Below are 18,514 nucleotides of genomic sequence, written 5' to 3' on the forward strand. Positions count from 1 at the left end.
TAAGGATGTGCGGGGCAGACGTTCTCTCACGAACTATCCATCCACGCGTTAGCCTCCGAGTGCTCGCCGCGGTGGTAGAGCGCGCAAGAGGCCAACGGATGGAAGGGGCAGAGGTCTCGTCGAAGTCACTTCTGTGCCGGGATGGCTCCCTAACGTCTGAAGCCGCGCGTAGGAATGAGAACATGTCAGTAAAGAAGCCGGAGCCCGTCTGGGCGAAACGTCATCGACGAATGATCGACGAGTCTTTCAACTTCCTGCGTTCATCGACGCAGCACCTCAGTACTAACGTAGTTGTTCGCGGTATCCCGATTAGGGACGGGAATCGGAGAATCATCTACCGCTACGGAGTCCGAGGCGATCTCGTTCCCGACGATTTCGTCGAGGATCTACGGGACATACTGGCGCGCGCGCAGTCGGTCCTGGATATAGCGATGACCCAGGCAGTGACAGATGCGGCCAACCCGCCGCTCACAGACAAACAGCGTCGCAACACCTACTTTCCTATAGCGGTCACTGAATCCGCGTGGAAGTCCATGCTTGGTCAGGCGCACATCAAGGCGCTACCTCAGGCCATGATTCGCTCGCTCCGTGCAATCCAGCCCTTCGTCACCGGCGACGCGGTGATCTCCCTGTTCCATCGGGTCCACAACGCAGACAAACATGAAGCTCCGCTCGAGCTCGCCGTGATACCAGACCCAGAATTCGTCATGATGTTCACCGAGATCGAGCCACGAACAAGTGAGCACTGGATCGATTGGGTTGACCCGCTACCTGCAATCGTGAACAGGGCCGAATTCGCGTACTATCGATGCGTCGATCCCATCACTAAGTTCGGAATCGAAGCGATACCCCTCGGGCTGGTCATACGGGTCGATGACGAGTGGCGCGACATTCAACATCTGCTTTGGGACGTAATGGAGTTCGTCACAAGGGCGGCGGCGATCTTGAGCAGAACAAGCCTCACTCCAGCGAATCTCATGCGAAACATGTTTACTGCGGAGCGAGCGCAACTTGACGCGTTCAAGTCGATGATGCTCGAAGCATCGCGGACTGGATCTCAGACGGCACCGCACTCGGCGCGACGCTGGCAGCAGCGCGCCGAAGCAACCCGCACCGCGGCGCGGCGCTTTGCAGACTGGAACGGGTCATGGCCCCCCGGCCATGATCGTCCTCGAGATCCCTGACACCTGGCGTCGCGAGCCACTGCTCGCGAGCGGGACTTGGTCGTATGGGCGCCAGGCCACCAAAGTGAGCCCTGGAAGCACCCGGCCCGGGACAGATGTCAGCAGCTACGACCGGGCGTGTGTATCATCGAGTCCATCGAACTGATGACGACATGATCTCGAGTGAGACATGAGACACATCAGAAAACATACTTGGCACCACCACGCCGCTGTCACTGATAAACGAAGGCTCGTTCCCTGGCATCACGCCGGGAGCGGGCCTTCGTCGTACCCTCAGGGGCGCTCGATCAGCACCAGGCTCTGCATGGTGTCGGCGAGTGTGACCCAGCCGTCGCCGAACTCGTAGGTCATTCCGTAGCCGGCCTCGTCCACCGCGATCGCGAACTGCGGATCCTCGGTGATGTAGGTGTGATCGTCCTTATCGGCGCGGGCCCAGCCCTCGGAGAGCAGCTTCTGCTGCGCGGCGGCCGACTCGTCCGCGGGGAGCGGCGCCCACCCGAACACCTGCACATGGTCGGACGCCACCGTGTAGTCGCCCCACACGCACTGCAGACCGCCCTCGACGACGTCGGCGCCGACGCGGAACTCATCCTCCCGGTACGTCCAGCCGTGCTCCTCGAAGATCTCGATCGTGCTCGGCGCGATGAGCGTCTCGCACGTCGGATCTGCGGCAGGTTCCTCTGCGGCGTCGGACGGTGTGGGCTCCGGTGATGGCGTGGATGCCGGCTCGGTGTCAGAGGTGGGGGACGGCGTGGTCGTCGGGGCGATCTCGGGCTGCGGTGCGCAGGCGGCGAGCACAGCCAGCAGTGCGATCGACGTGAATGCGAGGGCAGGAGTGCGAGGATTCATCGGTTCTTCCGGTCAGTCGTTCGCGCGGGTGAGCTCGAAGAAGGCGTCGTGCAGGATGCCGTTTGTCGCGAGCGACGATCGCTCCGAGATGCTGTCGGCACCGTCGAAGGACGTGAACCTGCCACCGGCCTCTCGCACGATGGGCACGGCGGCGGCGATGTCGTACTCCTTGACGTCGAACTCTGCGACCATCTCGAGCCGTCCCTCGGCGAGCATCATGTACGCGTACACGTCGCCGTAGGCGCGGTCGCGCCAGACCCGGTCCACGACGCGCAGCAGGGCCGGGAGGTGTCCGGCATCCGCCCACTGGGTGATGCTCTGGAAGCTGACCGCGGCGTCATCCAGGGATGCGACCGCTGAGGTCTCGATGCGGCGGGGTCCGCTGTGGGCGGCCGTCCACGCGCCTGCGCCCGTTGAGCCCCACCAGCGCCGGCCCAGGGCGGGCATGCTGACGACGCCGACCTGCGGGACGCCGTCGATCGCGAGGGCGATCATGGTGCCCCACAGCGGGATGCCGCGCATGAAGTTCGCGGTGCCGTCGATCGGGTCGATGATCCACTGGCGCTTCGCGTCACCCTCGACGCCGAACTCCTCTCCGAAGATCCCGTCCGACGGGCGTTCCTCGGCGAGGATCGCGCGCAGCGCGCGCTCTGTGGCGAGGTCGGCATCGGTGACGTGCGACCTGTCCTCCTTGGTGGAGATCTTCAGGTCACCGGCGTCGAACCGCGGCAGCGACTCGGCATCCGCGGCATCCGCCAGCCGGAGCGCCAGCGCGAGATCGGATGCGAAGCCTTCGGCTGCGGGGGATTCGGTCACGTACTCAGGATAGTGGGCCGGGCGACGCGCGGAGGGCGGCCCCGATTTCGCATGCGCTTGCGAAACTGGTAATGTAATTCCTCGGCCGGGGGTAACCCGGGCCACGCACCTCTAGCTCAATCGGCAGAGCAATTGACTCTTAATCAATGGGTTCAGGGTTCAAGTCCCTGGGGGTGCACGGATAAGCCTCGGAACACTCTCGCCAGTGTTCCGAGGCTTTTCTGCTTCCACTGACACAGGCTGGACTACGCTTCCTCACACCGATTCTCTGCGGGAGGCGCGATGCCTGACTGGACCATTCTGTTCACCACGGAAACACCCGTGCTGGAGCTGCTTCTTCGGGGCACCGTGCTGTTCTTCGCTCTGCTGGTGCTGATGCGGTTCGTCGGCCAGCGGGAATCCGGTGGTCTGGGCATGTCCGATCTTCTGGTCATCGTCCTGGTCGGCTCGGCCCTCGGGGACGCCCTCACCGGGGGAGGGACGAACCTGCTGGACGGACTCGTGCCCGTCGCGACCGTCCTGGTCTGGAGCGTGATCCTCGACGCGCTGACCTACCGATGGCCACGCCTGGCCGTGCTGCTCAAACGCAAGCCGCGACCGCTCGTCATCGACGGCCGGCTCGACCGTCGGACGATGCGACGAGAGTTCATCACGGAAGACGAACTGCTCACGCAACTCCGTGCCCACGGACTCAGCGAGGTGTCACAGGTGCAGCGAGCTCACCTCGAGCCGAACGGCGAGATCAGTGTGATCCCCAAAGACGGCGAAGGCGACGGCACCTCGTGAGCGCGCCTCTCACGCGACGGCGATGACCTGACCGTTCGTGAGCTGCCGCAGTGTCTCGAACGTCAGGGGCATGACCGTGTGCGGATGCCCCGCTGCGGCCCAGATCTCTTCGAACTGTTCCAGCGCATCGTCGATGTACGTGCGCAGCGGCGAGGGGTGTCCGACGGGAGCGACGCCGCCGATCGCCTGCCCCGTCGCCTCGCGAACGACGGATGCCGGCGCCATCTCCACGCGCCCTGCGCCGATGCTCGCGGCGACCACGCCGACGTCCGCCCGGTGGCCGCCGCTCGTCATCACCAGAACGGGCTCACCGTCGGCGACGAAGACAAGACTGTTCGCGATGGCCGCGACATCGCAGCCGATCGCTGATGCCGCCTCGACCGCTGTGCGCGCAGAATCAGGCAGCACCCGGATCTCCGACTCGATGCCGGCGGATTCCAGGTGCTGCCTCACGAGGCGGCTGCGTTCGGGGAGAGGTGCGGCTTCACTCATGGCCCCACCGTAGCGAACGGCTCAGCCGGCGTCGCCGACCGTGATCGCCTCGGCGTCCTCTGTGAGAGCGTCCGCCGGCTCGTCGTCGATGCGCGCGAGGACCTTCCGCCCCAGGAACACGGTGAGCGTCGCGATCAGCACGGACGCCGCGGCGAACAGGTACGGAACGGTGGAGTTGAACGCGTGCCACAGCAGTGCGGCGATCGGCGGAGCCATCGCGCCGCCGATGAAGCGCACGGCAGAGTACGCGGACGATGCGACAGAGCGCGGCAGGTCGGTCGCCTCCATGACGGCTTCGGTGAGGACCGTGTTCATGACGCCGAGCAGCAGTCCGCCGATGATGATGAAGGTCACCAGTGCGGGTGCCGTCTCTGCGACGAAACCGGCCGCGACGAGGTCGGCGGCGAGCAGCGGCAGCACGGTGAGGATGATCGCGGTGCGCGACATGCGCCGCATCATCCAGGGCGCGACCCAGATGCTGGTGATCGCCAGCGCGACACCCCAGCCGAAGAAGGTCAGCCCGATGCCCATCGCGCCGAAGCCGAGCGGGAACGGCGAGAACGCGAGCAGGACGAAGAACCCGATGTTGTAGAACAGGGCCGCGACCGCGAGGATCGCCAGCGCCGGGCGGCCGAGCGCCTTGAACGGCGCCGAGAACGGCACCGGTTCACGCTTCTCAGCGGGGCCGCGCAGCAGCGTGAGCACCGCGATGAACGCGATTGCCATGAGCACGACGACGCCGAAGAACGGACCGCGCCAGCTGACCTCGCCGAGCAGGCCGCCCAGGAGCGGGCCGATGGCGATGCCGAGTCCGAGTGCCGCCTCGTACAGGACGATCGCCGCGCCGCTTCCCCCGGAAGCCGACCCGACGATCGTTGCGAGCGCCGTCGAGATGAACAGCGCGTTGCCGAGGCCCCACCCGGCGCGGAAGCCGATGATCGCGTCGACGCTGCCGCTCAGGGCGGACGCGAGGGCGAACACGATGATGAGGGCGAGTCCGATCATCAGGGTGGCCTTGGCACCGATCCGGCTCGAGATCCAGCTGGTGACGAGCATGGCGAGCCCGGTCACGAGCAGGTAGCTGGTGAAGAGCAGCTCGGTCTCGGTGGGCGTGGCCGCCAGGGAGTCGGCGATGGCCGGGAGGATCGGATCGACAAGCCCGATGCCCATGAACGCCACGACGCTCGCGAACGCCACCGCCCATACCTGCGCCGGCTGACGCCAGATCGATGCCGTCGTCTCGGCCTTGTTCATTCGCGTTCTCCATTCTGCGAGGACTGTTCGATGCTGTGTGCGGCGAGGATCTCCGCCGCACGATGAAGCGCTTCCCAGTCCGCGGCATCCAGATCCGCGAAGCGCGGGGCCAGCGTGACGCGGAACGACTCGCGCCAGTCCGTCAGCGCGTTGTGACCTGCCGCCGTGATGTCGACCACGATCGCCCGCGAATCCGACGGATCGGGGGAGCGGGTCACGAGCCCGGCGCGCTCGAGATCGCCGATCAGCCGGGTCATTCCCGGCTGAGTCGTGCGCGATGCCCGCGCGAGCGCGCCGACCCGCTGGCCGGACTCGCGCTCGAGCAGCGTGAGGGCGCGCCACTGGGCGGCAGGGGCGTCGTTCGCGGCATCCTGTGCGGCGATCCGCGCCAGGGCGTGCGCCGAGACGACGATCGACGAGATGACCTCATCACGATTCATACCATCAACTATATACCGCATGGTATGTATTGTGCGCTTGACCCAATGCAGCACTCCGTTTACAGTTCAAGTAACCTGAATCAGCTTTCAGGTTCAGCATCAAGACCTTCCAAGGGCGAAAGGCATTCACATGCGAGTTTCGAAGAAGTTGCTCCTGGGCTCCGTGGTCGCCACGGCCGCCCTCGTTCTGGCGGCCTGTGCGCCGCAGGCCGCGACCGGTGGCGGCGGCGAAGGCGAGGGCGATGGCCCCGCCGAGATCGTCGCCGGCGTCATCACCAGCGAGACCGGTCCGCTCGCCGGCTACGGCAAGCAGTACCTCGACGCGTTCAAGGCCGGCCTCGACTACGCGACCGACGGCACGAACGAGGTCGACGGCACCAAGATCACCATCGAGTACCGCGACGATGCCGGCGACCCCGACACCGCCGTGACCGCCGCGAAGGAGCTCATCGGCGACGGAGTCAATGTGCTCCTGGGCAGCGCTTCGTCCGGCGTCGCGCTCGCGATGGCAGAACAGGCCGAGCAGAACAAGGTGCTGTTCATCTCCGGGCCGGCGGCCGCCGACGCCGTCACCGGCATCAACGAGTACACGTTCCGCTCCGGCCGCCAGTCCGCACAGGACGTCGCCACGGCCGGTACATTCCTCGACGACATCGACGGCAAGACGGTCGCCGTGTTCGCGCAGAACAACGCCTTCGGTCAGGGCAACGTCGCCGCCGTCGAGGCGATCCTCGGCGGCCAGGGCGCGACCGTCACCCCGGTGCTCGTCGCCGAAGATGTCACCGAGTTCACCCCCTTCGCGCAGCAGGTGCTGAGCGCTCAGCCCGACCTCGTGTTCGTGGCATGGGCCGGCGCGACCTCCGGTGCCATGTGGCAGGCGATGAGCCAGCAGGGCGTGCTCGAGGACATCCCGGTGGTCACGGGCCTCGGTGACGCCGCGACGTTCGGCGCGTACGGCGAGGCGAGCGAGCAGATCAACTTCCTGAACCACTACTTCCCGGCAGCGCCCGACAACGAGGTCAACACCGCCATGGTCGAGGCGATCGAGGCCGCCGGCGGCACGCCTGACCTGTTCAGCCCGGACGGCTTCAACGCCGCGATCATGCTCGTGCAGGCCGTGCGAGAGGGCAAGGGCGACGTGGATGCCATGATCACCGCTCTCGAGGGCTTCGAGTTCGAGGGACCGAAGGGCACCAACACGGTGCGGGCCGAGGACCACGCCCTCCTGCAGGACATGTACCAGGCGAAGCTCGTCGCCGACGGTTCGGGATTCGTGCCCGAGCTCGTCGCCACGGTCGACGCCGCCGACGTCGCTCCGTGATCGGAAGGCTGAGCACTCCATGAACGACACCCCAGTCCTGTCCGAGCGCAGACCGGAAGGTGCGGCGCTGCGCGTCGAGGGCCTCGGTCTCCAGATCGGCGGAGCGACGATCCTCAAGGACGTCGACCTCGACATCGCACCCGGCTCCCTCGTGGGGGTCATCGGACCGAACGGCGCCGGAAAGACCACGCTGTTCAACGCGATCTCGGGCGTGATCCGGCCCACAGCCGGCCGGATCCTCCTCGACGGCGACGACATCACCGGACTGTCCGTCCCGAAGCGGGCTCGGGCAGGACTGGGGCGCACGTTTCAGACATCGAGTCTCTTCCCCAGGCTCAGCATCCTCGAGAACGTCCGGGTGGCCGTGCAGGCCGCCCACGGGGGCAGCTACTCACTGCTGAAGTTCCCGCGTCGCGAGGACGCGGCGACCGCGCAGGCGATCGAGGTGCTCGAGCAGGTCGGACTCGCACACCGGCTGGACACGCCGGCCGGAGACATCAGCCACGGCGACAAGCGCAAGCTCGAGATCGCGTCGCTGATGGCCACCGACTCCCGGCTCGTCCTCCTCGACGAGCCGATGGCAGGCGTCGCCTCAGGCGACGTCGCCGGCCTCGTGGAGAACATCCGCGAGATGCAGCGCGCCAGCGGCTGCACGGTGCTGATGGTCGAGCATCACATCGATGTGCTCATGGGCCTGGTGGACCTGGTCGCGGTGATGTACTTCGGCACGATCATCGCCCTGGACACCCCGCAGAACATCATGGAGAACCCGACAGTGCAGAGCGCCTATCTCGGAACGGGGGCGACAGCATGACCGACCCCATCCTGCAGGTGCGATCCCTGCGCGCCTCGATCGCTGGCCAGCAGGTCGTCGAGGACGTCTCCTTCGACGTCCCCGCCACCGGCATCACCGCCGTTCTCGGTCGCAACGGCGTCGGCAAGACCTCGACGCTGCGCGGCATCCTGGGTCTGATCTCGAGGCGCGGCGAGGTGCTCCTCGAAGGGGAGCGGATCGACAGCCTTCCCACGCACAAGATCGTCCAGCGCGGCGTCGGCTACGTCCCCGAGGATCGCGAGGTCTTCGCAGGCCTCACCGTCGCCGAGAACCTCGCCCTCGCGGAGCGCCAGCGCGCACCGCGCCACGACTTCGTCGCCGAACTCTTCCCCGACCTCGTCCAGCGACGCGACCAGCGCGCCGGCACACTGTCGGGCGGGCAGCAGCAGATGGTCTCCGTCGCCCGCGCCCTCCTCAACGACAACCGGATCATCCTCGTCGACGAGCCCACCAAGGGTCTCGCGCCCAAGATCGTCCAGGAGGTCGCGGAGGCGCTGGCAGAAGCAGCCAAAACCGTTCCCGTCCTGCTCGTCGAGCAGAACCTCGAAGTCGTCCGGCAGCTCGCGAGCGGCGCCGTCGTGATCGCCGGCGGACGCGTCGTGCACACCGGAGACGCGAACGAGATCCTCGACGACCCCGACCTCACCCGAAGACTTCTCGGCGTCAGCGCGGAGGTGCACCAGTGAGCGCCCTCATCCTCACACTCATCATCGGAGTCGGCCTCGGCGCCCTGTACTTCCTCGTGGCCAGCGGCCTGAGCCTCATCTACGGCCTCATGCACGTGCTGAACTTCGCGCACGGCGCGTTCCTGACCCTCAGCGCTTTCGTCGGCTGGGCGGTCGCGCAGGCGATCGGCGCCGACACCTGGCCGGGATTCCTGCTCTCGATCCTCGTCGGCGCCGTGGTCGGCGCGGTGTTCGCCACCCTGACGGAGCTCATCCTGATCAGACCCCTGTACGAACGGCACATCGAGCAGGTGCTCGTGACCGTCGGCCTCTCGTTCGCCGCGATCGCCCTGTTCGAGGGCATCTGGGGGACGGATGCCATCAACATCACCGGCCCGTCGTGGCTCGGTAGCACGACCGACGTCCTCGGCGCCAGCATCCCGAACAAGTACTGGGTGCTGATCATCGCGGCGGCCCTCGTGCTCGCCGGCCTCGTGCTCTTCCTGAAGAAGACCCGCTACGGCATGATCATCCGCGCCGGCGTCGAGAACCGCGCCATGGTCACCGCCCTCGGCATCGATGTGCGCCGCTCGTTCACGCTGGTGTTCGCGATCGGCGGCGCGGCGGCCGGTATAGGCGGGGTGCTGGCCATGCACGCCATGACCTACGTCTCCGCTCATCTCGGTTCGGCCCTGCTGATCTTCGCGTTCATCGTCACAGTGGTCGGCGGGCTCGGCTCGCTGACGGGCGCGGCGATCGCCTCGGTGCTCGTCGCCGTCCTGCAGCAGGTCGCCAACACCTATCTCGGCGGCACCGGCGACTTCATCGTCGTCATCCTGCTCGCCGTCGTCCTGCTCGTGCGTCCTGCGGGCCTCATGGGGAGGAAGGCATCATGACCCTTCGATCCCCACGCCCCACTCCGAACAGCGCTCCGCGCCGCCCGGAGCCTCCGGGGCGCGTGGGCCCCGCTCAGGGTCCGATCTTGAAGTCCCTCGCACCCGTCGTCGTCGGCGTCGTCCTCGTCATCGTGATGGCGATCCTGCCGCTGTTGAATCTCTCGCTGCCCGGCATCCTGCCCGGCCCGACCTACACGCCGGGCTCGCTGGCCCTGCTCTCGCTGTGCATGGTGTTCGCCGCCCTGGCGCTGTCGTACAACCTGCTGCTGGGATCGGCCGGCATGCTGTCGTTCGGGCACGCCCTCTACTTCGGCGCCGGAGCGTACGGCCTCGGCATCCTGCTCGACGCCTTCGCTCTCCCGCTGTGGCAGGGCGTGTTCGTCGCCCTCATCGGCGGGATGGTGATCGCACTGGTCACCGGCGCGGTCGCGATGCGGGTGAACGGCATTCCGTTCGCGATGGTCACCCTCGCGTTCGCGCAGGCCGGATCCGTGCTCGTCAGGCGCAACCAGGCGATCACCGGCGGTGAGGAGGGCCTCGGCCTGCACACCGACAGCGTGCCGGACTGGCTGGTCGGCGTGATCAACACCCGCAACCTCTACTGGTTCGCGCTCATCGTGCTCGTGCTCGTCTATCTCATCGTCCTCTGGGTCGACAAGTCCCGCCTCGGCCACCTCGCGGCGGCGGCGCGCGAGAACGAGCTGCGCGTCCAGGTGCTGGGCCTGCGCCCGGCCAGGGCGAAGCTCATCGTCTTCGTCATCGCCGCCCTGTGCGCGAGCCTGGCCGGCATCGCCTACCTGCTGTTGCAGTCGGGCACCCAGCCCAGTGCTGTGGGCGCAGACCTCACGATCACCGTTCTGGTGATGGTGGTGCTCGGCGGCGTCGGATTCCGGTGGGGCGCGATCGCCGGCGGCGTGCTCTACACGATCCTCGACCAGCGGCTCACTGTGCTCGCCAGGGCCGAGGGGATCCAGGCCCTTCCCGACTTCCTGCGCATCCCGCTCTCGGAGCCGCTGTTCCTGCTGGGCGTACTGTTCATCCTTGTGGTCATGTTCCTGCCCGGCGGCATTGCCGGAACCGTCGACAGTCTGCGCCGCCGCCGTGGCGCCGCAGCGGCTGCACCCGGGTCGCTGGGCGCGCTGGAGGACAGCGAGTCGGTCGAGGCCGAGGTGAGCGTGCGATGATCGCGGAAGTCGACGGACCGCACACGGTCGGGAGGTGGCTCCGCGATCGCGCGGCCTCGCATCCCGGGAAGATCGCGATCGACGATCGCGGTGTGGCACTCGACTATGCGACCCTGGCCGCGCGGGCGGAGCGCCTGGCGCAGCGCCTGAAGGATGCCGGGTACGGCCCAGGCCAGCGGATCGCGACGGTCTCCGGCAACTCCTCCGACCACGTCGTGGCGTTCTTCGCCTGCGCGTTCCTCGGAATCGCCTTCATCCCCCTGTCGTGGCGGCTCACTCCCACCGAACTCGCCGAACTGATCAGGCGCAGCGCACCGGAGCTGGTGCTGGTCGAGGACGAGCACGTCGCGCTCGCCGGTGCCGCGCTGCGCACGCTCGGCGACGACGCCCCCGCGTACGTGTTCCTCGGCGTCACCGGCGTCGAGACCTCTGTGCCGCCCGCGGCAGGGGCCGTGGCATCCCGCGCCGTGCACGACGACGATCCACTGCTGGTGATCTACACCTCCGGCAGCGAGGCGGCGCCGAAGGGCGTCGTCCTCACCCACGCCAACTGCTTCTGGACCAACATGGCGCTGTCGCAGACCATGCCGATGATCCAGACCGATGTCGTCCTGGCGATGCTGCCGCAGTACCACGTCGCGGCCTGGAACGTGCAGCCGCTGCTCGCGTGGTGGAGCGGGGCCACCGTCGTGCTGGAGCGGTCCTTCCAGCCGGGGCGGGTGCTGCAACTGATCTGCGAGCGACGGGTCACGACCATGATGGGCGTGCCGACCCAGTACCGCATGCTGATGGAGACGCCGGGATGGGCGGATGCCGATCTGTCGTCACTGCGCCACGTGCTCGTCGGAGGGGCGACCATGCCGGTCGACCTCGTCGAGGCATGGGCCGCGCGGGGAGTCGCCCTCACACAAGGGTACGGACTCACCGAGGCCGGCCCGAACGTGCTGGCGCTTCCCGCTGCCGAACTCGCAGCGCACCCGGGGACGGTGGGACGACCGTACCCCTCCGTCGACGTGTGCATCGTCGACGTCGCCAGCGGCCTGCCACTGGCCGGTGCGGCCACCGGAGAGCTGTGGGTGCGCGGCCCCGGCACCTTCGCGGAGTATCTCGACGACCCGGATGCCACGGCCAGAGCCCGCTCGCAGGGCTGGCTGCGCACGGGCGATCTCGCGCATCGCGATGGCGACGGCATCTACCGGATCGTCGACCGGCTCAAGGAGATCTACGTCTCCGGCGGCGAGAACGTCGCCCCGGCCGAGGTCGAGCAGGCGCTGGGGGAGCACCCGCTGGTCCGCTCGGTCGCCGTCGTCGGCGCACCGGACCGCGTCTGGGGGGAGCGCGGCGTCGCGTTCGTCGTCGCCCGCGACGCGCTGTCCGCCGATGAACTGCTGGCATTCGCACGTGAGCGGCTGGCGGCCTTCAAGCTTCCGGCCCACGTCGTCTTCCTGGACGAACTGCCGCGTTCCACGATCGAGAAGGTCGCCCGCGCCAGACTCCGCGCGATGGCCGCACAGCTGACAGCAGAGCGAGAGACAGAGGATGCTGATGGACGAGTCCGCTGACACGATGAGCGCGGACGAGCTGGTCTCGCCCGCGACAGGACGCCCGCTGACCAAGCGCGGCGAGGCGACCAGGCGCAAGCTGCTCGAGGCCGCCGAGGCGGTCTTCGCCGATCTCGGGTACCACGAGGCGTCGATCGTGAAGATCACCGAGCGCGCCGGCGTGGCCCTGGGCACCTTCTACCTGTACTTCGACAGCAAGCAGACGATCTTCGAGGCGCTCGTGATCGACCTGAACCGCAGGGTGCGGCACTCGATGTCCGAGTCGATGGCGCAGGCCACCGACCGCATCGAGGCGGAGCGTCTCGGGTTCGAGGGCTTCTTCCGCTTCACGGCGGCGCATCCCGCGCTCTACCGCGTGGTGCGGGAGGCCGAGTTCGTCTCGCCTGCCACGCTGCGCATCCACTACGAGCGCATCGTCGAGGGGTATCGTGCAGGGCTCCGTGCCGCGCAGCGGGAAGGCGACGTCGACCCCGCGCTCGACCCAGAGGTCGCGGCGTGGGCACTCATGGGAGCCGGAGAGCTGATCGGCATGCGCTACCTGCTCTGGGAGCGGGATGCCGACGGGCGTCCGCCCGCACGGATCGACGACGCCGTCATCGACGGCATGACGCGCTTCATCGGCAACGCGCTCCGGCCCCACACGGCCGGCACGCCGACACTCATGCAGGAGAGGGAGAGCGACGATGACTGAGCAGGACCTGGCGGGCCGCCGCGCCGTCGTCACCGGGGGAGCGAGCGGGATCGGACTCGCCTGTGCGCAGGAATTCGCCTCGCGCGGTGCGCACGTCGTGATCGCCGACCTCAACGGGGACGCGGCCGAAGAGCACGCAGATGCGCTCGGCGGCGAGGCGTGGGCGGTCGACCTGTCCGACACGGGCGCACTCGATGCCCTGACGCTGGAAGCCGACATCCTGGTCAACAACGCCGGAATCCAGCGGGTCAGTCCGATCGCGGAGTTCGACCCCGACGCGTTCCGGGCCATTCAGCGGATCATGCTCGAAGCGCCGTTCCTGCTCATCCGCGCCGCGCTTCCCGGCATGTACGAACGCGGCTGGGGCCGCGTCATCAACATCTCCAGCGTGCACGGGCTGCGCGCGAGCCCGTTCAAGGCCGCCTACGTCGCCGCCAAACACGGACTGGAGGGGCTGTCGAAGGTGACTGCGCTGGAGGGCGGTCCGCACGGCGTCACGAGCAACTGCATCAACCCCGGCTACGTGCGCACACCACTGGTCGAGAAGCAGATCGCCGATCAGGCGAAGGTCCACGGCATCCCGGAGAGCGAAGTCGTCGAGAAGATCATGCTCACCGAAAGCGCGATCAAGCGCCTCGTCGACGCGACCGAGGTCGCATCGCTCGCCGGCTGGCTGGCCTCGCCCCACGCCGCGATGGTCACCGGCGCCTCCTACACGATGGACGGCGGGTGGACCTCACGATGAGCACGCACACCTACCGCACCGTCGACATCCCGGTGTCAGGCGGAGACCTGCGGGTCGGCGTCTGGGATCCGGCGGAGGGCACGGAAGACGCCCCCACGATCCTCGCGATCCACGGCGTCACGTCCTCGCACCTGGCCTGGCCCTTCCTGGTCGAGCAGCTGCCGGGCATCCGCGTGATCGCCCCCGACCTGCGCGGTCGTGGTGCCAGCAGCGGCATCGACGGTCCCGCAGGCATGACCGCGCACGCGACCGACATGCTCGCCGTCCTGGATGCGTTCGGGCTTACCGCAGTTCCCGTCATCGGCCACTCTATGGGCGGGTTCGTCGCCGTTGTGCTCGCGCACCTGCACCCCGAGCGGGTTCAACAGTTGATCCTCATCGACGGCGGTCTCCCGCTCGACGTCCCCGCGGGCGTCGCGCCCGAGGAGCTGGTCTCGATCATCCTGGGGCCCACGGCCGACCGTCTGTCGAAGCGCTGGCAAGACGTCGACGAGTACACCGAGGTGTTCTGGCGGCACCACCCGGCGTTCGAGGCCGACTGGAGCCCGGCGCTCGAGCGCTACATCGCGTACGACCTGCTGCCCGACGGGGAGAGGTTCCGCCCGGCGACGGGCTACCAGACCGCCGCTGAGGACACCGCCGATCTCAACCTCGGGACCGCGCTCGCGGACGCCCTCGCACACCTCGCGCACCCGACGCTGTTCGTCACCGTGCCGCGCGGACTGCAGAACGAGGAGCCCGGCCTGTACCCGCCGGCCCACCGCGACCGGCTGCTCGCCGAGCACCCGGAGATCAGCCATCGCCACATCGACGGCCTGAACCACTACACGATCGTCATGAGCGACCGCGGCGCCGCAGCGCTCGCGCCGCTCGTGCAGTCGGCGATCGGAGTCGTCGGGGCGTAACCGGCGGACCGCACTCAGCGGCGCGCGCCGGCGATCCGGGAGGAGAGCTGGTGCGCGTGCGCCATCAGCGTCCGCCCCAGCTGAGCGAGGCGATCGGGGCCGAACCGGAACTCGACGCCGGTCAGGCTCAGCGCCCACTCCGGGCGACCGCTGCGGTCGAAGACCGCGGCACCCATGCCCCAGCTGCCCTCGACGATCAGGCCGGGGTTCACGGCGTAGCCGCGCTCCTTGGTCTCGGCCAGCCGTCGCCGCAGCGGAGCGAGCCCGTGAGTGCGTCCCCAGCGCTCGCTGAGCTCGGGATGACGCTCGAGATAGGCATCCACATCGTGGTCAGGCAGGAACGACAGGATCGCAAGCCCCGCGCTGGCGACGCCGAGCGGAAAGCGCACGCCCTCGCTGAGCACGAACGACCGGATCGGGAACGAACCCTCCTCGCGCAGCAGGCAGACGGTCTCGTCGGCGCGGCGCACCGAGAGGAACGCGCTCTCCTCCGTCTTGACGGCGAGCGATCGTACGATATCGCGTGCCAGCGCCGTGACGTCGTACCGGGCCGCGGCCACGGATCCCATGAGAAACAGCTCGGGTCCCGGCATCCATCTGGCGCTCTCCTCGTCGCGATCGACGAGCCCCTCTGCGCGCAGCGCGCTGAGAAGGCGATGGGTGGTCGACCGGGACAGATCGGCCGCCTGCGCGAGCGACTGCAGCGTCGCGCCGTCCTCTCCGCCGGCAGTGACCAGACGCAGCAGGCGCGACGCGCGCGCGACGGCCTGCGCGCCGGGAACCGAGCGCCCTGGGGTGTCCATAATGTGGACGCTACCCTCAGAATCGCCCACATCGCAAGACCGGGCTTCGGCCCGGGATGACGAGGGCGGATGCTGGAAGAAGACCTCACACGAAGGAGTGCTGCGTGATCGACAAACAATGGGCATCGGCCGCCGAAGCCGTCGCCGACATCCAGGACGGTGCGTCCCTGGCCGTGGGAGGGTTCGGGCTCTCCGGCAACCCGATCGCGCTGATCGAGGCGCTGCTCGCGCAGGGCACGACCGATCTCAGCATCGTCAGCAACAACTGCGGCGTCGATGACTGGGGCCTCGGCATCCTGCTGAACGCCCAGCGCATCCGCAAGATGACCTCGTCGTACGTCGGCGAGAACAAGGAGTTCGAGCGGCAGTTCCTCTCCGGCGAACTCGAACTCGAACTCACCCCGCAGGGGACCCTCGCCGAGAAGCTGCGCGCCGGCGGATCCGGTATCGCAGCCTTCTTCACCCAGACCGGCGTCGGCACGCAGGTCGCCGAGGGCGGTCTGCCGCGCCGCTACAACGCCGACGGCTCGATCGCGGTCGCCTCGCCCGTGAAGGACGTGCGCTCCTTCGACGTCGACGGAACAGCCAAGGACTTCGTCCTCGAAGAGGCCATCACCACCGACTTCGCACTCGTGCACGCCGCAGCCGGCGACCGCCACGGCAACCTCGTCTTCAACAAGGCCGCGCGCAACTTCAACCCGCTCGCCGCCATGGCGGGCCGGATCTGCATAGCACAGGTCGAGCAGCTCGTCGAACCCGGGCAGATCGACCCGGACCGCGTGCACCTGCCCGGTGTGTTCGTCCACCGCATCGTCGAGGTCGGCACCGACATCGAGAAGCGCATCGAGCGCCGCACGGTCACCAAGACGGAAGGAGCCTGATCATGGCACTCACCCGCGAGCAGATGGCAGCGCGCGCCGCCGCCGAACTCACCGACGGCTCCTACGTGAACCTCGGGATCGGGCTGCCGACCCTCGTACCGAACTACGTGCCCGACGGTGTGACGGTCGTGCTGCAGTCCGAGAACGGCATCCTCGGGGTCGGCCCGTACCCGACCGAGGACGCCGTCGATCCCGATCTCATCAACGCCGGCAAGGAGACCGTCACGACCCTCCCGGGCACGGCGTTCTTCGACTCCGCGACGAGCTTCGGCATGATCCGTGGTGGCAAGATCGACGCCGCGATCCTCGGGGCCATGCAGGTCTCCGCCACCGGTGACCTCGCGAACTGGATGATCCCGGGGAAGATGGTCAAGGGCCCCGGCGGCGCGATGGATCTCGTCCACGGCGCAGGCCGCCTCATCATCCTCATGGAGCACGTCGCGAAGGACGGATCGGCGAAGATAGTGAACGAGTGCTCGCTGCCGCTGACCGGCAGGGGAGTGGCGCACCGCATCATCACCGACCTCGCCGTGATCGACGTCACAGACGAAGGACTCGTCCTCGTCGAGACCGCGCCAGGAGTCAGCGTTCAGCAGGTCATCGACGCGACCGAACCGCCTCTGATCGTGGCGGACGAACTGAAGGAGATCTCATGAGCGACATCGTCATCGTCGCCGCGGCACGCACCCCGCAGGGGCGCCTCAAGGGGCAGCTCGCGTCGTTCACCGCTCCGCAGCTCGGCTCCTTCGCGATCAAGGGCGCCCTGGCGCAGGCATCCATCGACCCGTCCGCGATCGACGCCGTCATCGTCGGCCAGGTGCTGGCGGCGGGCTCCGGCCAGAACGCGGCACGTCAGGCGGCCATCGGCGCAGGCATCGGCTGGGACGTCCCGGCGCACTCCGTCAACAAGGTCTGCCTGTCCGGTCTCACCGCGATCATCGACGCCGCGCGCATGATCCGCACCGGGGATGCCACAACCGTGGTCGCCGCGGGCATGGAGTCCATGACCCGCGCTCCGCACCTGCTGATGGGTTCTCGCGACGGCTGGACGTACGGCACGGTCGAGGTGCTCGACCACATGGCCCACGACGGGCTCACGGATGCGTACGACCAGGAGAGCATGGGCGCATCGACCGAGCGCCACAACGAGCGCTTCGAGCTCACCCGACAGGCGCAGGACGAGGTGGCGGCCCTGTCGCACCAGCGTGCCGCCGCCGGTGCAGACGCCGGCGCGTTCGACACCGAGATCGTCGCCGTCGAGGTGCCGCAGCGCCGTGGCGAGCCGATCGTCGTCGACCGCGACGAGGGCGTCCGCCCGGACACGACGGTCGAGACGCTCGGCAAGCTCCGCGCCGCATTCGCCGAGGGCGGATCGATCACGGCGGGCAACTCGTCTCAGATCTCCGACGGCGCGTCCGCCGTCGTCGTCACGACCCGCGAGAACGCCGAGGCCCAGGGGTGGCCGGTACTCGCCACGATCGGCGCGAGCGGTCAGACCGCCGGACCCGATAACTCGCTGCAGGCGCAGCCCGCCCGGGCCATCGCCCGCGCTCTCGAGAAGCAGGGGATCACGGCCGCCGACCTCGACCTCGTCGAGATCAACGAGGCCTTCGGCGCGGTCGTCGCACGCTCGCAGACCGAGCTGGGCATCTCGAGCGACATCGTGAACATCCACGGAGGCGGCATCGCGATCGGTCACCCGATCGGCGCCTCGGGGAACCGGCTCGTGGTGCACATGGCGCACGAGCTCGCGAAGCGCGGGACGGGCACCGTCGCGGTGGGACTGTGCGGCGGCGGCGGTCAGGGCGAGGCGCTGATCCTCACCCGGTGAGCGCAGGCTGTGGGCCGTCGCGTCAGCGGCGGTCCTTGGCGTGTCCCTGGGCGTCGCTCAGCGCCTTCTGCGACCGGAACTGCAGGCGCTGGGCCTTCTTCGCCTTCTTGACCGACTGCGGCGAGTCGGCGTCTACGTGGTCGCCGCGACGCTCACGTCGCATGTCCACCACGGCGCCGATCGCGAGCGCCAGGGTGATTCCCCAGCTCAACCAGGAGATGACGGACCGCCAGGTGATGGGTTCGTCGCGCGTGCCGCGCAGCAACTGCACTCCTGCCGAGATCGCTGCGACGAGTCCGGTGCTGAAGAGGTAGCGCATGGCCCCACGCTACCGGCATCCGTTCTCGCACGAGAAAGGCCTGGAAACACTCAGC

The 18,514-nt window shown here is 68.2% G+C and carries 21 protein-coding genes and 1 tRNA gene; 15 read left to right on the top strand and 7 right to left on the bottom strand.

The window, feature by feature from the left end:
• Positions 1 to 182: 182 nt before the first annotated feature.
• The gene (locus MAE01_RS01820) at positions 183 to 1,184 is read left to right on the top strand and encodes a hypothetical protein (RefSeq protein WP_147037839.1); all 1,002 of its coding nucleotides are present in this window, start codon (positions 183 to 185) and stop codon (positions 1,182 to 1,184) included.
• A 273-nt stretch (positions 1,185 to 1,457) separates the two neighbouring features.
• On the opposite strand, the gene MAE01_RS01825 is transcribed toward MAE01_RS01820, so the two are convergent.
• Together MAE01_RS01825 and MAE01_RS01830 are read right to left on the bottom strand one after the other, a co-directional pair.
• Positions 1,458 to 2,033, bottom strand: a complete 576-nt coding sequence (locus MAE01_RS01825) for a hypothetical protein (RefSeq protein WP_147037840.1) — start codon at positions 2,031 to 2,033, stop codon at positions 1,458 to 1,460.
• A 12-nt stretch (positions 2,034 to 2,045) separates the two neighbouring features.
• Positions 2,046 to 2,849: an inositol monophosphatase family protein gene (locus tag MAE01_RS01830; protein ID WP_147037841.1), complete on the bottom strand. Its 804-nt coding sequence runs from the start codon at positions 2,847 to 2,849 to the stop codon at positions 2,046 to 2,048.
• A 105-nt stretch (positions 2,850 to 2,954) separates the two neighbouring features.
• Here MAE01_RS01830 and MAE01_RS01835 point away from each other — a divergent pair.
• Both MAE01_RS01835 and MAE01_RS01840 read left to right on the top strand, forming a co-directional pair.
• Positions 2,955 to 3,027: transfer RNA gene (locus MAE01_RS01835), tRNA-Lys, on the top strand.
• Positions 3,028 to 3,131: 104 nt separating this feature from the next.
• The gene (locus MAE01_RS01840; protein WP_147037842.1) at positions 3,132 to 3,635 is read left to right on the top strand and encodes a DUF421 domain-containing protein; all 504 of its coding nucleotides are present in this window, start codon (positions 3,132 to 3,134) and stop codon (positions 3,633 to 3,635) included.
• Between the two features lie 9 nt (positions 3,636 to 3,644).
• Here the strand turns inward: MAE01_RS01840 and MAE01_RS01845 are convergent, their stop codons facing one another.
• Genes MAE01_RS01845 through MAE01_RS01855 form a run of 3 tightly spaced genes read right to left on the bottom strand, consistent with a single transcriptional unit; the run spans position 3,645 to position 5,821 of the window.
• Complete coding sequence (locus tag MAE01_RS01845) at positions 3,645 to 4,127, bottom strand: YbaK/EbsC family protein (RefSeq protein WP_147037843.1); 483 nt, start codon at positions 4,125 to 4,127, stop codon at positions 3,645 to 3,647.
• A gap of 21 nt (positions 4,128 to 4,148) precedes the next feature.
• Positions 4,149 to 5,381 (bottom strand): MFS transporter, encoded by a 1,233-nt coding sequence (locus MAE01_RS01850; protein WP_147037844.1) that lies wholly within the window; start codon positions 5,379 to 5,381, stop codon positions 4,149 to 4,151.
• Entirely contained in the window at positions 5,378 to 5,821 is a 444-nt protein-coding gene (locus MAE01_RS01855; protein WP_147037845.1) for a MarR family winged helix-turn-helix transcriptional regulator, read from the bottom strand. Before MAE01_RS01855 ends, MAE01_RS01850 begins: the two co-directional genes overlap by 4 nt.
• A gap of 130 nt (positions 5,822 to 5,951) precedes the next feature.
• Between MAE01_RS01855 and MAE01_RS01860 the strand changes: the two genes are divergently transcribed.
• The 9 genes from MAE01_RS01860 to MAE01_RS01900 all read left to right on the top strand — a co-directional run bounded on the left by MAE01_RS01860 (position 5,952) and on the right by MAE01_RS01900 (position 14,625).
• Positions 5,952 to 7,142: a substrate-binding domain-containing protein gene (locus tag MAE01_RS01860; protein ID WP_147037846.1), complete on the top strand. Its 1,191-nt coding sequence runs from the start codon at positions 5,952 to 5,954 to the stop codon at positions 7,140 to 7,142.
• A gap of 19 nt (positions 7,143 to 7,161) precedes the next feature.
• The gene (locus MAE01_RS01865; protein WP_147037847.1) at positions 7,162 to 7,956 is read left to right on the top strand and encodes an ABC transporter ATP-binding protein; all 795 of its coding nucleotides are present in this window, start codon (positions 7,162 to 7,164) and stop codon (positions 7,954 to 7,956) included.
• A complete protein-coding gene (locus MAE01_RS01870; protein ID WP_147037848.1) occupies positions 7,953 to 8,663 on the top strand; it encodes an ABC transporter ATP-binding protein in 711 nt (236 codons plus the stop codon). Before MAE01_RS01865 ends, MAE01_RS01870 begins: the two co-directional genes overlap by 4 nt.
• Complete coding sequence (locus MAE01_RS01875) at positions 8,660 to 9,538, top strand: branched-chain amino acid ABC transporter permease (RefSeq protein ID WP_147037849.1); 879 nt, start codon at positions 8,660 to 8,662, stop codon at positions 9,536 to 9,538. The genes MAE01_RS01870 and MAE01_RS01875 overlap by 4 nt, the downstream gene beginning before the upstream one ends.
• Before the next feature lie 86 nt (positions 9,539 to 9,624).
• Positions 9,625 to 10,722, top strand: coding sequence for a branched-chain amino acid ABC transporter permease (locus MAE01_RS01880; protein ID WP_371861752.1), 1,098 nt, complete (start codon positions 9,625 to 9,627; stop codon positions 10,720 to 10,722).
• On the top strand, positions 10,719 to 12,284 hold the full coding sequence (locus MAE01_RS01885) for a class I adenylate-forming enzyme family protein (protein WP_147037851.1): 1,566 nt from the start codon (positions 10,719 to 10,721) through the stop codon (positions 12,282 to 12,284). The genes MAE01_RS01880 and MAE01_RS01885 overlap by 4 nt, the downstream gene beginning before the upstream one ends.
• Positions 12,268 to 12,975, top strand: a complete 708-nt coding sequence (locus MAE01_RS01890; RefSeq protein ID WP_229718200.1) for a TetR/AcrR family transcriptional regulator — start codon at positions 12,268 to 12,270, stop codon at positions 12,973 to 12,975. Before MAE01_RS01885 ends, MAE01_RS01890 begins: the two co-directional genes overlap by 17 nt.
• The gene (locus tag MAE01_RS01895; protein ID WP_147037852.1) at positions 12,968 to 13,720 is read left to right on the top strand and encodes a 3-hydroxybutyrate dehydrogenase; all 753 of its coding nucleotides are present in this window, start codon (positions 12,968 to 12,970) and stop codon (positions 13,718 to 13,720) included. The genes MAE01_RS01890 and MAE01_RS01895 overlap by 8 nt, the downstream gene beginning before the upstream one ends.
• Complete coding sequence (locus tag MAE01_RS01900; protein ID WP_147037853.1) at positions 13,717 to 14,625, top strand: alpha/beta fold hydrolase; 909 nt, start codon at positions 13,717 to 13,719, stop codon at positions 14,623 to 14,625. The genes MAE01_RS01895 and MAE01_RS01900 overlap by 4 nt, the downstream gene beginning before the upstream one ends.
• A gap of 14 nt (positions 14,626 to 14,639) precedes the next feature.
• Here MAE01_RS01900 and MAE01_RS01905 read toward each other — a convergent pair whose 3' ends face one another.
• Positions 14,640 to 15,428 (bottom strand): IclR family transcriptional regulator, encoded by a 789-nt coding sequence (locus MAE01_RS01905; protein ID WP_147037854.1) that lies wholly within the window; start codon positions 15,426 to 15,428, stop codon positions 14,640 to 14,642.
• A gap of 104 nt (positions 15,429 to 15,532) precedes the next feature.
• On the opposite strand from MAE01_RS01905, the gene MAE01_RS01910 reads away from it, so the two are divergent.
• The 3 genes from MAE01_RS01910 to MAE01_RS01920 are packed head-to-tail and all read left to right on the top strand — an operon-like array spanning position 15,533 to position 18,140.
• Positions 15,533 to 16,309, top strand: coding sequence for a CoA transferase subunit A (locus tag MAE01_RS01910; protein ID WP_147037855.1), 777 nt, complete (start codon positions 15,533 to 15,535; stop codon positions 16,307 to 16,309).
• Positions 16,310 to 16,311: 2 nt separating this feature from the next.
• Positions 16,312 to 16,965: a CoA transferase subunit B gene (locus MAE01_RS01915; protein ID WP_147037856.1), complete on the top strand. Its 654-nt coding sequence runs from the start codon at positions 16,312 to 16,314 to the stop codon at positions 16,963 to 16,965.
• A complete protein-coding gene (locus MAE01_RS01920) occupies positions 16,962 to 18,140 on the top strand; it encodes an acetyl-CoA C-acetyltransferase (protein ID WP_147037857.1) in 1,179 nt (392 codons plus the stop codon). Before MAE01_RS01915 ends, MAE01_RS01920 begins: the two co-directional genes overlap by 4 nt.
• A gap of 22 nt (positions 18,141 to 18,162) precedes the next feature.
• On the opposite strand, the gene MAE01_RS01925 is transcribed toward MAE01_RS01920, so the two are convergent.
• Positions 18,163 to 18,459, bottom strand: a complete 297-nt coding sequence (locus MAE01_RS01925) for a protein BatD (RefSeq protein ID WP_147037858.1) — start codon at positions 18,457 to 18,459, stop codon at positions 18,163 to 18,165.
• Positions 18,460 to 18,514: the final 55 nt, after the last annotated feature.

The sequence above is a fragment of the Microbacterium aerolatum genome (genome assembly GCF_007988825.1).
GTDB lineage: Bacteria > Actinomycetota > Actinomycetes > Actinomycetales > Microbacteriaceae > Microbacterium > Microbacterium aerolatum.

What these genes read in the sequence shown, in the direction of transcription:
- MAE01_RS01890 (WP_229718200.1), top strand. Translation starts at nt 12,268, where the DNA reads ATGGACGAGTCCGCTGACACGATGAGCGCGGACGAGCTGGTCTCGCCC.
- MAE01_RS01845 (WP_147037843.1), bottom strand. Translation starts at nt 4,127, where the DNA reads ATGAGTGAAGCCGCACCTCTCCCCGAACGCAGCCGCCTCGTGAGGCAG.
- MAE01_RS01850 (WP_147037844.1), bottom strand. Translation starts at nt 5,381, where the DNA reads ATGAACAAGGCCGAGACGACGGCATCGATCTGGCGTCAGCCGGCGCAG.
- MAE01_RS01915 (WP_147037856.1), top strand. Translation starts at nt 16,312, where the DNA reads ATGGCACTCACCCGCGAGCAGATGGCAGCGCGCGCCGCCGCCGAACTC.
- MAE01_RS01825 (WP_147037840.1), bottom strand. Translation starts at nt 2,033, where the DNA reads ATGAATCCTCGCACTCCTGCCCTCGCATTCACGTCGATCGCACTGCTG.
- MAE01_RS01895 (WP_147037852.1), top strand. Translation starts at nt 12,968, where the DNA reads ATGACTGAGCAGGACCTGGCGGGCCGCCGCGCCGTCGTCACCGGGGGA.
- MAE01_RS01865 (WP_147037847.1), top strand. Translation starts at nt 7,162, where the DNA reads ATGAACGACACCCCAGTCCTGTCCGAGCGCAGACCGGAAGGTGCGGCG.
- MAE01_RS01920 (WP_147037857.1), top strand. Translation starts at nt 16,962, where the DNA reads ATGAGCGACATCGTCATCGTCGCCGCGGCACGCACCCCGCAGGGGCGC.
- MAE01_RS01855 (WP_147037845.1), bottom strand. Translation starts at nt 5,821, where the DNA reads ATGAATCGTGATGAGGTCATCTCGTCGATCGTCGTCTCGGCGCACGCC.
- MAE01_RS01885 (WP_147037851.1), top strand. Translation starts at nt 10,719, where the DNA reads ATGATCGCGGAAGTCGACGGACCGCACACGGTCGGGAGGTGGCTCCGC.
- MAE01_RS01900 (WP_147037853.1), top strand. Translation starts at nt 13,717, where the DNA reads ATGAGCACGCACACCTACCGCACCGTCGACATCCCGGTGTCAGGCGGA.
- MAE01_RS01820 (WP_147037839.1), top strand. Translation starts at nt 183, where the DNA reads ATGTCAGTAAAGAAGCCGGAGCCCGTCTGGGCGAAACGTCATCGACGA.
- MAE01_RS01905 (WP_147037854.1), bottom strand. Translation starts at nt 15,428, where the DNA reads ATGGACACCCCAGGGCGCTCGGTTCCCGGCGCGCAGGCCGTCGCGCGC.
- MAE01_RS01870 (WP_147037848.1), top strand. Translation starts at nt 7,953, where the DNA reads ATGACCGACCCCATCCTGCAGGTGCGATCCCTGCGCGCCTCGATCGCT.
- MAE01_RS01925 (WP_147037858.1), bottom strand. Translation starts at nt 18,459, where the DNA reads ATGCGCTACCTCTTCAGCACCGGACTCGTCGCAGCGATCTCGGCAGGA.
- MAE01_RS01840 (WP_147037842.1), top strand. Translation starts at nt 3,132, where the DNA reads ATGCCTGACTGGACCATTCTGTTCACCACGGAAACACCCGTGCTGGAG.
- MAE01_RS01860 (WP_147037846.1), top strand. Translation starts at nt 5,952, where the DNA reads ATGCGAGTTTCGAAGAAGTTGCTCCTGGGCTCCGTGGTCGCCACGGCC.